General features: G+C 41.9%; 13 protein-coding genes. 7 read left to right on the top strand and 6 right to left on the bottom strand.

Annotation, left to right across the window (positions count from 1 at the left end):
* Nucleotides 1-141 precede the first annotated feature (141 nt).
* Entirely contained in the window at nt 142-1080 is a 939-nt protein-coding gene (locus tag MKX97_RS12825; RefSeq protein ID WP_342536126.1) for an urea transporter, read from the bottom strand.
* Nucleotides 1081-1352: 272 nt separating this feature from the next.
* On the bottom strand, nt 1353-2042 hold the full coding sequence (locus MKX97_RS12820) for a helix-turn-helix transcriptional regulator (protein ID WP_342536125.1): 690 nt from the start codon (nt 2040-2042) through the stop codon (nt 1353-1355).
* Nucleotides 2043-2224: 182 nt separating this feature from the next.
* On the opposite strand from MKX97_RS12820, the gene MKX97_RS12815 reads away from it, so the two are divergent.
* Together MKX97_RS12815 and MKX97_RS12810 are read left to right on the top strand one after the other, a co-directional pair.
* Nucleotides 2225-3157 carry an alpha/beta hydrolase gene (locus MKX97_RS12815; protein WP_078818012.1) on the top strand — a complete coding sequence of 311 codons (933 nt, stop codon included), beginning with the start codon at nt 2225-2227 and terminating at the stop codon, nt 3155-3157.
* 24 nt (nt 3158-3181) lie between these two features.
* Nucleotides 3182-4798, top strand: coding sequence for an NAD(P)/FAD-dependent oxidoreductase (locus MKX97_RS12810; protein ID WP_340759859.1), 1617 nt, complete (start codon nt 3182-3184; stop codon nt 4796-4798).
* Nucleotides 4799-5071: 273 nt separating this feature from the next.
* On the opposite strand, the gene MKX97_RS12805 is transcribed toward MKX97_RS12810, so the two are convergent.
* Nucleotides 5072-5512, bottom strand: coding sequence for a cell wall hydrolase (locus MKX97_RS12805; RefSeq protein ID WP_078818014.1), 441 nt, complete (start codon nt 5510-5512; stop codon nt 5072-5074).
* Between the two features lie 183 nt (nt 5513-5695).
* Between MKX97_RS12805 and MKX97_RS12800 the strand changes: the two genes are divergently transcribed.
* The 3 genes from MKX97_RS12800 (at nt 5696) to MKX97_RS12790 (ending at nt 8081) form a co-directional block, all read left to right on the top strand.
* Complete coding sequence (locus tag MKX97_RS12800; RefSeq protein WP_078818015.1) at nt 5696-6271, top strand: uracil-DNA glycosylase; 576 nt, start codon at nt 5696-5698, stop codon at nt 6269-6271.
* A 276-nt stretch (nt 6272-6547) separates the two neighbouring features.
* Entirely contained in the window at nt 6548-7234 is a 687-nt protein-coding gene (locus tag MKX97_RS12795) for a DNA alkylation repair protein (RefSeq protein ID WP_342536124.1), read from the top strand.
* Between the two features lie 121 nt (nt 7235-7355).
* Nucleotides 7356-8081, top strand: coding sequence for a ZIP family metal transporter (locus MKX97_RS12790; protein WP_342536123.1), 726 nt, complete (start codon nt 7356-7358; stop codon nt 8079-8081).
* A gap of 51 nt (nt 8082-8132) precedes the next feature.
* Here the strand turns inward: MKX97_RS12790 and MKX97_RS12785 are convergent, their stop codons facing one another.
* Nucleotides 8133-8708 (bottom strand): hypothetical protein, encoded by a 576-nt coding sequence (locus MKX97_RS12785; protein ID WP_221835810.1) that lies wholly within the window; start codon nt 8706-8708, stop codon nt 8133-8135.
* A gap of 657 nt (nt 8709-9365) precedes the next feature.
* Between MKX97_RS12785 and MKX97_RS12780 the strand changes: the two genes are divergently transcribed.
* Nucleotides 9366-10253, top strand: coding sequence for a 5'-3' exonuclease H3TH domain-containing protein (locus tag MKX97_RS12780; protein ID WP_340759850.1), 888 nt, complete (start codon nt 9366-9368; stop codon nt 10251-10253).
* Here MKX97_RS12780 and MKX97_RS12775 read toward each other — a convergent pair.
* A complete protein-coding gene (locus MKX97_RS12775; protein ID WP_009498154.1) occupies nt 10242-10757 on the bottom strand; it encodes a C39 family peptidase in 516 nt (171 codons plus the stop codon). The two genes, MKX97_RS12780 and MKX97_RS12775, sit on opposite strands and share 12 nt — an antisense overlap.
* Before the next feature lie 56 nt (nt 10758-10813).
* A complete protein-coding gene (locus MKX97_RS12770) occupies nt 10814-11134 on the bottom strand; it encodes a thioredoxin family protein (protein WP_342536122.1) in 321 nt (106 codons plus the stop codon).
* A 216-nt stretch (nt 11135-11350) separates the two neighbouring features.
* On the opposite strand from MKX97_RS12770, the gene MKX97_RS12765 reads away from it, so the two are divergent.
* A complete protein-coding gene (locus MKX97_RS12765) occupies nt 11351-13735 on the top strand; it encodes a 3-hydroxyacyl-CoA dehydrogenase/enoyl-CoA hydratase family protein (RefSeq protein ID WP_342536121.1) in 2385 nt (794 codons plus the stop codon).
* The last annotated feature ends 4 nt before the right edge of the window (nt 13736-13739 follow it).

Here is a 13739-nt window from a genome sequence, read left to right as displayed (position 1 = left end):
TTGTTTAGATTAGTTTGCTCAAGAAAACAAACATTACAATTTAAACATTCGTGTTTGATGTTGCGCAGGCGTTTAAATCATATTTATCGGCTTGCTAACCTGTTTGACCATTGTGTAATTGAAATAAGTTTAAAGGGGTCGTCAGGGTTGTTGCATCATTTTTCGTGCGCCGATAAAAATCGATGTGCTTAGAGCGAATGGCATGGTCAAAGCCGGCAATCCGAACGGTAAAAGAGCGGTATCGATACTTGCAATGAATAGCACTGTCAAAATGGAACCAATGATAGCAGTGTAAGGCGCCAGCCGGTTTGTCCCTTCACGGAATACGACGCCGACCGCGAGTGCTGTCAAAATAGCATTGTAGCCGTACAGCCCGGCATCGATGAGCAAATGTTCTGCTCCAAGGAGGTATGCAGCGCATATGCCGATTATATTACCAGCGACTGCGTATAGCCCTAACTTCCATCCCGCAATAAAAATTCCAATAAAGATCAGTAATCCGGCAGCCATACCTTGCAAGAAGAAAATCTGACCGGCTCCATCAAGGAAAGCGCTCGGCCAATGGATTTTCCCGGCGATTTCCAGCTTCCAATGCGATAAATCCTGTGGCACTGTTTCATCGGTCAATTTGAACGTATCCAGCCTATACGAAGATAATAATAATAGCCAGGTCGTCACGATATAAGGAAAGGTTAATGTCGGCATGCCGGTGGGCTGCAAAAGTGTCATCATTGAAGCGGTAAACGCGGCTGCAATAACGGCCCCGAATAAAGCAATCCCCCAGCTTGCGGGACCTTCCAGGAATAGAAGGAGCGCCATTCCTGTCAACATGGGATTATATCCATACAGGCCTTTTTCTACGCTCTCCCGATTTCCTCCCCCGAGCCGTCCGGTAAGTGTGCCGATTGCTGCTGAAAGAAATGCAATCACGCCGAGCTCCAGTGAGGTGATCGTGATTGCAGTCAATATGAGCAAACCTGTCAACCAATTTTCGATGAGGATTACTTGTGAGATACCTTTCATCGTCGCCAAGAGAAAAGGAAATCTCTTTCCGCTTTCTATTGTTCCTTCATTTTTCATGTTGAATAATTCCCCTTTTCCCCACATTTACCCTACAACGAGCTATGATAATCATCTTATCAGTATTTCCAATGTCAGTTAATGTTTATGTTTTTCTGCAATGGAATTTGTAAGTGATATTATAAACAATTTTTAGTCATGTTATTTGCAGTTCGGGTTGTTTAAAATGGAGAGGAAGAGATTTAGTTGCCTATGCACTGACAATCGTGATCGTTCAAACAAACGTGAATGTTGGGGGATTCCTGTTTGTTTCATGAATCAGGCGTAGGAATTCATATTTCAGGAGCCAAATAAATCGAAACAGCGTGCGCTCGATTCTTCGCACCCAATTTAACGAAAGCTGATTTAATATATTGTTTAATCGTCGCTTCACTCAACGATAATAGATCTGTTAGTTCCTTTGTTGAGAAGCCATTGGCAAGGGCTCGTAAAATTTCGTTTTCACGCGGGCTTAGTTTGGGATGAGAAATCTTTTGAGGTTGGATCAGTACTCTGCCAGCTAGACTGCCGAAATGTGTCAGTAACTCTAGGGTTTGTCCATCCGTTGGGGGAACGCGATTCATATATTCGCTGACGATATAAGCAATGGTCAGATTGTTTACGTGAATGGGGACGACAGTCAATGCGTGCAAGGGTACGTCACGATTATAGCGGCTTGAAATGAGTGTAATGATGTCTTGTCCAGAATAGTAGTGAGCCTTTCGCTCTGTCACTGCTTTTTTCACGACGGGCAATGAACGAATATCATCTCGTATATAGGAGATCGATTGAAGATCTCCATTTTCGAGCTGTGCTACGCCTTCTCCCACATAACCAATCGGGCTAAATCGATAGAATGAGATTCTTTCAGCGACAAAGATCTCTCCAAAACTCATGAGAATATGGCATATTTGCTCTTCTTGCGATGGTAGTACCAAAGCTTTTTGTAATTTTTCTTCAACAGTCCAAGTAGTGATTTGCATCGTATCATCCCCCTTATCCAAAGATATGTTTCATCATAGAAAAGTAGTAGCGCAGCCCAAAAAGTAACCGATAGTATGAAGTAGTATAACTAAAAGGCGGAATATTCTCAATAGTGTAATTTGGTTATACTAGGATTGCATACAAACCGATGCAAATAAATATAGGGAAGGAAGTTGGCGAAATGGGATTATCAAACAATGCAAAACAATATTTGGAGGCATTTTATAGTGGTCCAACTCTTCAAAGCTTAACTGCTCAACAAGTTCGCGATGCAATGGGCGCAGTCCCTGCTCCGCAAGGAATCGAGGTACCCCCTGTAGCAAAGGTTGAAAATCGAAAAATACCAGTACACGATGGAGAAATCGGTGTACGTATTTATACACCGGTCGGACAAGGTCCTTTCCCGCTACTCATGTATTACCATGGTGGCGGCTGGGTGATTGGTGACTTGGAGACATCTGATGCAGGTTGTCGTTTGTTGGCGGAACAAACAGGTCGTGTTGTCGTTTCGGTTGATTATCGATTAGCGCCGGAATACCGCTTTCCTGTGCCGGTTGAAGATAGTTATGCAGCGCTATGCTGGGCAAATGATCATGCTTCTGAATTAAATGCAATCGCGGATGATATCGTTGTTAGTGGGGATTCTGCGGGCGGGAACCTTGCAGCGGTTATGGCGATCCTCAGTCAAGAAAATAATGGTCCTGCCATTACAGCGCAAGCTTTGATTTACCCTGTAACCAACTTAGATTTTACAACTCCATCATATGAAAAATTTGCAGAAGGGTTTGGTCTGGATAAAGACTTAATGATTTGGTTTGGTGAGTACTATATAAACAATGAAGAAGAGTTTAAACATCCGAAAATTTCCCCATTGCTACATGAAAATTTAAGCAATTTACCACCAACGATTATTATAGCGGCTGAGAATGATGTGTTAGTAGATGAAGGGGTTCAATATCGTGACAAATTACAAGAGGCGGGTGTCACAGTAGAATATCTTCAATTAGATGGCAGTATTCATGGCTACTTCAGTAACATGGCGGTTTTCGCAGAAGAAACAAAAACAACAGTAGATACAATTGCTAAATTTTTAAGCTTAGTACCTTCGAAATAAATTATTCGGGATGGAGGTTTAAGAATGGAAGCTAAACAATATGATGCAATAGTTGTAGGAGCCGGTTTTGCTGGGCTGTATATGCTGCACAAGCTGAGAGAACGTGGACTATCTGTCCTTGTAATAGAGGCTGCAGATGGAGTCGGCGGAGTGTGGTATTGGAGCCGTTACCCTGGAGCAAAATGCGATTCTGATTCTATTTTTTATAATTTTACATTTTCCGAAGAGTTGTATAAGAAATGGAGCTGGAAGGATCGGTATGCCTCTCAACCAGAAATCTTGGAGTATTTGAATTTTGTCACAGACGAGCTTGATTTACGACCTGATATTCAATTTAAAACGCGCGTGATGGAAGCATCCTTTAATGACGAGACGAAAAGTTGGGAAGTTAAGACTGACACAGATGAAAAATTTGAAGCTAAGTATTTCATCAGCGGGGTTGGATGTTTATCCACGACAAATATACCGCCGTTTAAAGGTGTCGATACATTTCGCGGTGAAAAGTATCATACAGGGCGTTGGCCGCATTCAAAAGTCGACTTCACCGGTAAACGAGTTGTAGTCATTGGTAATGGCTCAAGCGGAGTTCAGACCATGCAAGAAATAGCAAAGGAAGCAAAAGAGCTCACGCTATTGATGCGCACTCCTCATTATGTGGCTGAGGCGCGTAATCATCCATTAAGTAAAGAACAACAAGAAGATGCATTTAACAATTATCCTAAGATTCGAGATGCTTTCTTTACAACCCCTGGTGGCATACACTTGTCCACGACAGGAAAATCAGCAATAGAATTTTCAGCAGAAAAACAAAAAGAAACATTAGATCATGTGTGGAAAACAGGAGGACTTGCGTTAGGGGCTGTATATCCGGACGTTGGCGTCAATAAGGAAACAAATTTTGTAGTCTCGCAGTTTGTCCGAAATAAAATTGATGAAATTATAAAAGATGAACATACAGCAAAGCAGTTACATCCGGATTATTATATTACAACAAAGCGTTTAATTATTGGAACAAATTTTTATGAGATGTTTAACGAAGAGCATGTTCATCTAGTTCCTTTAAAAGACAATCCGATAGAATGTGTTGTAGAAAATGGCGTAAAACTTCGCAATGAAACGATTGAATGTGATGTCATAGTTTTTGCGACTGGATATGAAGCGATGACGGGCTCTCTTTTAAAATTAAATATACAGGGTCGTAATGGACAAACGATACAAGAAAAATGGGGAGAAGGACGAGAAGTTAAAACATATCTTGGATTGACGATGGAAAATTTCCCGAACTTCTTTATGATAACAGGGCCGCAAAGTCCATCGGTTCTTACGAACATGCCATCTGCAATTGAACAGCATGTTGATTGGATAGATCAGTGTATAGGCTATATTGAGTCCAATGGTTTACAAACGATTGAAGCGCAAAGACAAGCAGAAATAACATGGGGGAAGCAATGTGATGATATAGCAAACAGCACATTATTCCCACATACGAATTCATGGTATACAGGAGCCAATATCGATGGAACTCAAAGAGGATTTGTGATCTATGTTGGGGGGCTTGATAATTACCGTAAAATTTGTGATGAAGTGGCCGCCAATCAATATGATGGGTTTGAATTTGAAAAGGTCTATGACACAGTATAATATCGTGAAAATATTTAAATCCATCATAAAGATAAGAGTCCGCAATTAGTCCAGAATGACTTCTACAATCTCCATAAAACACACAAAGAAACCTTCCAGAATAATAGATGACTGGAGGGTTTTTGGTTTGTTGTCCGAAAATCAAAAACAGAGCATAAAAAAGGGAACTCCTGGAACCAGGAAATTCCCTTTTCATTTATGAGAATGTAGTATATAAAACAAAGGAATAGTAAAGGTTTGTTGTTTGTTTCAACTGATCCTCGTTTAAATCAATTAACCAATATAAACGCTCTCACATGTTCCCGGTGCTGGCTCATAAAAACAATGGCTTTTAAATTGGCCAGTAAACGGTTGACCATACCATGTTGGAGGACAGGGAGCGTATGGATTAAAGTACCAAAGGGCGAAGTGCGCTGGATGTTCTCTCCAATAGTCTAGATTCTGCTTCGCTAATTTTTTTTCAGAAGATCTTGCTCGTTGATAAAACAAGTTTCCTTTTTGAACTGCTTCAAATGAATAATTTCCTCCTTGTATTTGAAAAATGACATCGTTTATTGATCGGACGTCGTTAAAGTCTAAACAATCTGCTATAGCCCGATTCACAATTACATTTCCAACGTACAACATGCCTTGTTTACCTTCACCTTCAGCCTCTGCCCTCATCATCCTGGCCATTAAATCAATGTCTGAATCTCGGTATTTTACTCTTGGCATTTTTTCACCCCAAATATAGTGTATGAAAAAAAGCTTTCCGTTATGTCATATCACATCATTTTATTAAAATGAAATAGGGTAAGCTGCCGAATTAAAAACCTGATAATATATTTTATCTAATTATCGTTATTTGTATAGTTCAATCGAAAGGTGGAACTCTATTTCTATAGGAGAGTGAAACAAATGAATTCATTCTGTCCCGAAATATGGCCTGAAGAACCAACGCCAAAGAGTCAGATTGATTGCCAAGAATGCGGTCTTTATTGCCAAGGATCAAGAATGGTTTGGGGTGAAGGGAATTCGAATGCACCCATCATGATCGTTCTCGATAATCCGGGTGCTCGCGAAGGTCGGGAAGGGAGCCCGATGGTTTGCGGAACACGGCAAACTTTACAGAAAGCGGTTTATGAAGCTGGCCTACATCAAGATCAGCTGTATGTAACCTATATTCTAAAAAGAAGACCGCTACGAAAGTATGATAAAGAGCGAACTCGAACTATCTGTATGCAACATTTAGAAGAACAATTAATCAAACAAAAGCCAGCACTTATATTATGTTTGGGAAATGTTGCCGTACAATCTTTTTTCGGAAATCCAGAAGTTGAAGTAAAAGGATTACGTGGTACTTGGCATGAAGTAAGAGGATATCAAACAGCCGTGGCCTACCATCCGCTCGCTGTGAGACGCCGGCCGAATCTATATCCGTTGCTTGCGGAAGATGTAGCGTTGGTTGCGAACAAGCTTCATGAAATACAGTAGGAAGAACGATGCAGCAAATAATCGTATATGCTGCATAGTCTACATAACAATTTGTCTTTTTTTGACGGATAATAATATTATATAAGTTGAATAAATGATTTTATACTTTGTAATTCTCAGTCGCTTGGAGTGTAAAGCGTCGGCCTGGAACGAAAAGCAACGCGCAGTTGATATTGACCCATTCTTTAGCTTATCTTGTATAGTTGGTACATATCGAAGAACGTTATCAAATTTTGGTACTTACAAATAATGAAATCAAAGTATAGGAGAGTTCCAATGCAAAATACGATCCGAAAACAAATACATGAGTGCATCGACACGGATTACCAAAAGTTTGCCTCAGCACTTATCCCGAATATCGACAATGTATTAGGTGTGCGAATGCCGGAACTTCGCAAACTCGCAAAACGGATAGTGAAAGATGACTGGCGTACATATCTTGAAACGGCAGAAGACGAATATTTCGAAGAAGTCATGCTGCAGGGACTGGTCATTGGTTATGTGAATGCTGATATTGAAGAAGTACTTTCATATGTAGCGGCTTTTATTCCTAAAATCGATAATTGGTCAGTATGCGATAGTTTTTGTACAACACTTAAAGTTACAAAGAACCATAAAGAACGTGTTTGGACATTTTTGCAATCTTATCTGACTTCGGATAAAGACTATGAGCTTCGGTTTGGAGTTGTTATGCTTCTAAACAATTATATTGAACCGCTTTATATAGGGAAGGTGCTCGCTTTACTGGATCATATAGAACATGACGGCTATTACGTCAAAATGGCAGTTGCTTGGGCGCTTTCTATGTGTTACGTGAAGCTTCCTGAACCGACAATGGAATATCTGGGGAGTAACAATTCATTAGATAAGTTCACTTATAACAAAGCCTTGCAAAAAATCATCGAATCGTATCGCGTAGACAAGGAATCAAAAAGTATAATCCGCAGCATGAAACGGCGGTAGAACGATTAAATGGATCAATGACAATTAAACATTTCATTTTTGTTTAGTCGCATGAAATTAAAGCATAATCTTGGCTGCCTTCCCATATAAACATAAAGACAAACGACAAAAGGATGGTTTATTGGTACCTATCTGGTTGATTGGTTTTCTATCAACAGTTGCTGGTGTTAATGTAGGCGGTGTTATTGTAGCGTTAATTAATAGATTTCAGAGAAGTGTGGGTGCAATTTATGCTGTGTGTGTGGGATTATTGCTATCCTTACTTAGTGTGGAAATCACGCCGGAAGCCATAGAGCTAGGAAATTTTCTCGTTTTTGTATTTGGTTTCTTAGTAGGTGTACTTCTGTTTGAGATCATTCATCTAGCGTTTTATCGGAATAGGGTACATTCAAAGGAGAATGATCACCGTCAAAGTCTTCGTATGGGTGTATTTTTGGTGTTGATCCTTTCAATGCATAATTTGCCGATGGGTATGGTTTTGGCAACTAGTGAGCATTTTCCCTTTGGTCTAGCGTTGTTGCAGGCATTAATTTTGCATAATATTCCTGAAGGTATGATATTATTTACACCTTTGTTTGTTGCAGGGGTGCGACTTTATAAGTTGTTTCTTCTATCTGTTTTCATTGCAGCCCCTGTTGCGTTAGGGGCATTCATCGGCAATTGGATGGGCATGCAAAGCAATTTACTGGCAGCTTTTTTATTAAGTGTAACGGTCGGCTCGATCTATATGGTGACGATGAAGGAAATTCTGCCTGCTTCTATTAAGCATTCCTCCAATATGTATAGTGCGGTCATTGTCTGTATTGCGTTTGGCTTACTCACTGCCTATCTTCTATTTTTACACTAGATGTGCTCACATCTAATCAAAAAAACCTGGCGAAGTTCCGCCAGGTTTTCTTCAAGTACAACGAAAAGTATCTACATGTTTCAAATCCATACCATAATATTCCCATCGATAATGACGCGGGTCCCAGCGATAACCGGCGATCGAGGTTCTGCCGACAAAGGTTGGATAATACCAGAATCCTTTGTTTCTAGAAGTCCAAATGTACGTGTAGCGGTATAGACATCCTGCTATGCCGCCCGGGTCGACTGCACGTAATTGTGCGTCGGGATAGTTCGGTGTCTGGCTCGGCGGTGGTGATGTTGGTGGACCTTGTTGATTTTGACCACCGTGTTGCCCGTGCTGTCCAGGAAAACCTGGATAATTAGGTTGGGAAGGATATCCAGGAAAAGCGGGTTGATTTGGAAATCCATGTTGTTGACCGGGATAACCAGGTTGCCAAGGCGGATACGACTGTCCGGGAGGTGGATAACCTGGTACACCTCCACCGGGATAACCGCCACCTGGCCATCCTTGTTGATGAGGTGGAAATTGTGAGGGACGATTCGTATGATGATATGCTTCATATTGCTGACCTGGATACCCTTCAGGCAATTGCGGATACCACATATGTCCATCTGACTGATTCAAAACATCACTCCTTCTTTTTTAAAACACTGCCAAACATTTCGTTGTATCTTCTTCACGTACATCGGAATGAATCGATGCGTTGTAAATCGATCCCGAAGAATTCCCAGCGCCTTCTGCGTGAGTCCCAACGGAAGCCTGCGACAGATGTTCTGCCGACGAAGGTTGGATAGAACCAGAACCCTCTAAATCTCGAAGTCCAAACATAGGTGAATCGGAACAGACAGCCTGAGATGGCTCCTGGATCTACTGCAAATAATTGAACGTCTGGATAACTGGGTATTTGGTTTGGCGGTGGTGTGGTGGGTGCCGTTGCCTGGCCTCCTTGTCCGGGCGGTCCAGGTTGATTTGGAAAACTTGGCTGTCCCGGAAATCCCGGTTGAGATGGAAACCCTGGAAAGCTCGGGAAATTTGGCTGTCCTGGGAATCCAGGTTGCCAAGGCGGAAATGACGGACCAAAAGGCGGAGAATTCCATCCCGGGAACCCGGTAAAGCTATTGCCAGACCAATTTTGCTGCGGATACCACATATATTCATCTTGTGGATTCAAAACATCACTCCTTTTCTGCTCGCTCTATCATATGCAGCAATCGGGGCTTTTGACTTTCTCTTTATTAACAGACGTGCTGTGATAGACTAGAGGAAAGGAAGTGGACAAGAATGAATGAAACAAAACCTCATATTTTACTGATCGACGGAATGGCTTTGTTGTTTCGTTCGTTTTTTGCGACGGCACATAGCGGCCAATTTTTTCGCAATGCGAATGATATTCCAACAAACGGAGTACAAGGATTTGCACGCCATACAATGAGCGCGATTTCGATATTTCAGCCGACGCATATGGCGGTTTGCTGGGATATGGGAGCAAAAACTTTTCGTAATGAACTATTTGCGGATTATAAAGCGCATCGACCAGCACCTGCGCCTGAGTTGGTTCCCCAATTTGATATGGCAAGGGAAGTATCGGAAACGTTAGGATGGAAAAATTACGGCATTCCGAATATGGAAGCGGATGATTTAATCGGGTCGATGATTAAAACGTGGAAAAATGAGGCGAAACTGACAATCGTTTCGGGAGATAAGGATTTATTGCAGTTATTGGGACCTGATGTGTCCATCGCGTTCACGAAAAAGGGATATACGCAGTATGATGAATACAATGAAGCGCGTTTTATAGAAGAGTATGGGATTACTCCAGCTCAGTTTATTGATATGAAAGCATTTACTGGGGATTCGAGTGATGGTTATCCAGGAGTGAAGGGGATTGGCCCGAAGACTGCATTGAAGTTAATTCAGCAATATGGGTCTGTAGACGGGGTGCTCGCCGCGCGGGAAGAATTGACTGCAGGGGTGCGAAAGAAGATCGATGCGGATGAAGAGATGCTCATGCTTTCAAGAGAGTTGGCAACGATTCATTGTGAATTGACACTTGATGATCCACTTGAGCAATTGATCATTCCGGAATTCACGGAAGACCGTGCGAGGTTGATGGATCAGCAAGGTTATTCATTGATTGCACGGCAAGGGCTTTCCGTTTCACCGTTTTGACGGTTCGATTTTGACAAAAGTCAGGATTTTTTTATTCGGCTCATAAGGGATGGTTTGAACGATGCTCGGTCGATTTCTGCCTCCGTTGTCATGGACGAGCAGATGCAAGATACCTTCTATATAGTCATAGCCGACTAGTACAACCCAATGATAGTCATATGAAAAACGACCTCGCCATTTTAATCGGAACCATTTATCGAACTTCAATGCGACAGGACGGCCTTCTTCAAGTTGATGCATCGCTTCTTTCACATCACACACTTTTACGTGCCAGTCTGGACCAAGCATTCGATCAAGGTTTCGGATGAAACGCCATGTGGGCAACCCGATTTTTGTTCCGCCGAGTTGACGATACAATTCGTTGATGTCAGGAAGTTGACGGGAAGGAAAAAGATGCCGCAATAACACGAAGGCTGTGACAGGACCGCAAGCGGAAGCGCGATAGGGCGGTTTAATATCTATGTCGTGTTGGGATTTACCTTGTACTTCAATAAATTTAGACAAAATGATCGCCTCCTATAGGCAGAAACAGCGCTGACAGAAGTCAGCGCTGTTTATCATTAAATTTTCACTTCATCAAGAAATTCAGTTACTTGTTGAGGTGATTTTGCATTTGCACTGTGTAAATGTGCGTGCTTTTCTCCGTTTTTGAAAATCAATAAACTCGGGATGCCCATCACTTCATATTTTTCTGCGATTTCTGGTAACACATCACGGTCTGCTTCATACCATGTGTATGTATCATACTTTTCTATGATTGGATCAATGAACATATCCATCCGTTTACAGTCCGGGCACCAATCTGCTTCAAATTTTACAAGGACCGGATTGTCACTAGCTATAATGTTATTGAATTCTTCTGTCGATTTTATTTCTTTCATGTATGCTCGCCTCCATTCATATGATAGTGTACAATGTTTTGAAGTAGTTGGGTATTTTATTGCTTCTTTCAATACATTTTAAAAAGTCTGATTAAATACGATTTAAATATTGCGAAATAGTTTCAAATGATTTACACTAGTATTTATAAGCAACGCGTATTTTTTTTACGCTATAAATGAATGAGTGTTCATTCAAAGATAAAGGGAGGATTGCACGTGACTTATCAAATTAGAAAAGCGGCAGTTTTGGGATCTGGTGTTATGGGTTCTGGTATTGCAGCACATTTAGCCAATATTGGGATTCCTGTTCTTTTGCTGGATATCGTACCACCGAAATTGGGTGCCGATGACGAAGCGAAAGGGTTAACGTACGAAGATCCGAAATTCCGTAATAAGTTTGCAGCTACGGCATTGGACAAATTGTTGAAACAAAAACCAGCTCCTCTGACAACAAAGAGAAATCTATCATTAATTACTCCAGGGAACTTTGAGGACGACTTGGAACGACTGCAAGAAGTAGATTGGGTTATTGAAGTAGTCGTTGAAAACTTGGATATTAAAAAGAGTTTATATGAAAAGATCGAAAAAGTAAGAAAGCCAGGCACGATTATTTCTTCTAATACATCGGGGATTAGTATTGAAGCAATGGCAGAAGGACGTTCGGAAGATTTCCAAAAGCACTTCCTTGGTACACATTTCTTTAATCCACCAAGATACTTAAAATTACTAGAGATTATTCCAACGCAAACTACAGCGCCTGAAGTTGTAGATTTCATGACGACATTCGGTGAAAATCGTCTCGGTAAAGGCGTAGTTATTGCAAAAGACACTCCGAACTTCATTGGGAATCGCATTGGGACCTACGGTTTGCAAGTGACATTGCATGAAATGCTGGAACGCGGTTATTCGATCGGTGAGATTGATTCTGTTACGGGGGCATTGATTGGACGCCCAAAATCGGCAACATTCCGTACATTGGACGTAGTTGGACTAGACACATACGCGCATGTTGCGAAAAATGTCTATGATCAAACGACAGGTGAAGAGCAACGAATTTTTGAACTGCCCGACGTTGTCACGAAAATGGTCGAAAATGGTTGGATCGGTGCAAAAGCGAAACAAGGTTTCTATGTAAAAGAGGGGCGCGAAATTTTAGAACTGGACCTCAAAAACTTCGAATATGTACCTACGCAGAAAATGAAAGCGTCTTCAATTGAAATGGCGAAACAGCAAAAAGGGCTTGCCAATAAAGTGAAGACATTGATCTACGCAAAAGACCGTGCAGGTGAAATTTTGTGGCACACATTGACACCTGCGATGCTGTATGCCGCTGAACTTCATGGTGAAATCGCAGACGACATTGTAGCGATTGATAATGCGATGAAGTGGGGCTTCGGCTGGTCACAAGGTCCATTTGAAATTTGGGATGCAATCGGTGTCCGTAAATCCGTAGAACTGTTGAAAGAACAGGGGAAAGAGATTCCTACTTTTGTTCAGTCATTACTAGACAAAGGCTATGAAACTTTCTATAAGGAAGAAGACGGAGATCTCTACTATTTCGATGGCGCAGAGTACACACCAGTTCAAATGAATGAAAAGGCGATTGACTTGAAGCGCTATAAAAAGAAACATGGTGTCATCAAGAAGAACTCAGGCGCTAGCTTGATAGACTTGGGGGACGGGGTGGCATTGTTAGAGTTTCACTCCCAATCCAATGCAATCGGACTGGATATCATTCAGATGATCAACTTCGCGGTGGATGAAGTGGAGAAGAGCTACAAGGGACTTGTTATCGGAAATCAGGGGAAAAACTTCTGTGTCGGTGCAAACCTCGGGATGATTTTGATGGAAGCACAAGATGACAATATCTTTGAACTCGATTTCGTTATTCGTTCATTCCAGAACGCAATGATGAAAATTAAATACAGCGGCAAGCCGGTCGTGGCAGCGCCTTTCCAAATGACGCTAGGCGGCGGTGCAGAAGTTTGTTTACCAGCAGCTCATATCCAAGCTTCTATGGAAACATATATGGGGCTTGTGGAAGTCGGAGTCGGTTTGATTCCTGGCGGCGGCGGAAACGTCAACCTATATCAGAAGCATCTGAAAGGGTTGCCGAATGGTGTGCCAATTGATTACCAAAATATTGCTAATAAAGTATTTGAATCCATTGCGATGGCGAAAGTTTCAACGTCTGCTGATGAAGCGCGTGAAAACAACTTCTTGGACTTTGCGGACGGAGTGAGCGTCAATGCGGATCATCAGATTTACGATGCCAAGCAAGCGGCACTTTCATTGTATGAGGCAGGCTATGTGCCACCGAAAAAGACGCAAGTTCCCGTCACGGGCGACTCAGGCTACGCGACATTGCTGTTAGCTGCGGAAGGAATGTATCTATCGGGTTTCATTAGCGACCATGACTTGAAGATTGCCAAGAAGCTGGCATATGTTATTTCGGGCGGCAAGGTTCCATTCGGTACGCGTGTGGATGAGCAGTATTTATTGGATCTCGAGCGCGAAGCATTTTTGAGTTTGGTGGCAGAGCCGAAATCACAGCAGCGTATGCAGCATATGCTTGTGAAGGGCAAACCGTTACGTAACTGATGAG

The sequence above is a fragment of the Sporosarcina sp. FSL K6-3508 genome (genome assembly GCF_038615825.1).
Taxonomy (GTDB): Bacteria; Bacillota; Bacilli; order Bacillales_A; family Planococcaceae; genus Sporosarcina; species Sporosarcina newyorkensis.
The sequence above is the reverse complement of the archived record's forward strand: the minus strand, read 5'-3'. Positions and strand labels throughout refer to the sequence as shown.

What these genes read in the sequence shown, in the direction of transcription:
- MKX97_RS12800 (WP_078818015.1), top strand. Translation starts at nt 5,696, where the DNA reads ATGAATTCATTCTGTCCCGAAATATGGCCTGAAGAACCAACGCCAAAG.
- MKX97_RS12810 (WP_340759859.1), top strand. Translation starts at nt 3,182, where the DNA reads ATGGAAGCTAAACAATATGATGCAATAGTTGTAGGAGCCGGTTTTGCT.
- MKX97_RS12805 (WP_078818014.1), bottom strand. Translation starts at nt 5,512, where the DNA reads ATGCCAAGAGTAAAATACCGAGATTCAGACATTGATTTAATGGCCAGG.
- MKX97_RS12815 (WP_078818012.1), top strand. Translation starts at nt 2,225, where the DNA reads ATGGGATTATCAAACAATGCAAAACAATATTTGGAGGCATTTTATAGT.
- MKX97_RS12770 (WP_342536122.1), bottom strand. Translation starts at nt 11,134, where the DNA reads ATGAAAGAAATAAAATCGACAGAAGAATTCAATAACATTATAGCTAGT.
- MKX97_RS12825 (WP_342536126.1), bottom strand. Translation starts at nt 1,080, where the DNA reads ATGAAAAATGAAGGAACAATAGAAAGCGGAAAGAGATTTCCTTTTCTC.
- MKX97_RS12795 (WP_342536124.1), top strand. Translation starts at nt 6,548, where the DNA reads ATGCAAAATACGATCCGAAAACAAATACATGAGTGCATCGACACGGAT.
- MKX97_RS12780 (WP_340759850.1), top strand. Translation starts at nt 9,366, where the DNA reads ATGAATGAAACAAAACCTCATATTTTACTGATCGACGGAATGGCTTTG.
- MKX97_RS12820 (WP_342536125.1), bottom strand. Translation starts at nt 2,042, where the DNA reads ATGCAAATCACTACTTGGACTGTTGAAGAAAAATTACAAAAAGCTTTG.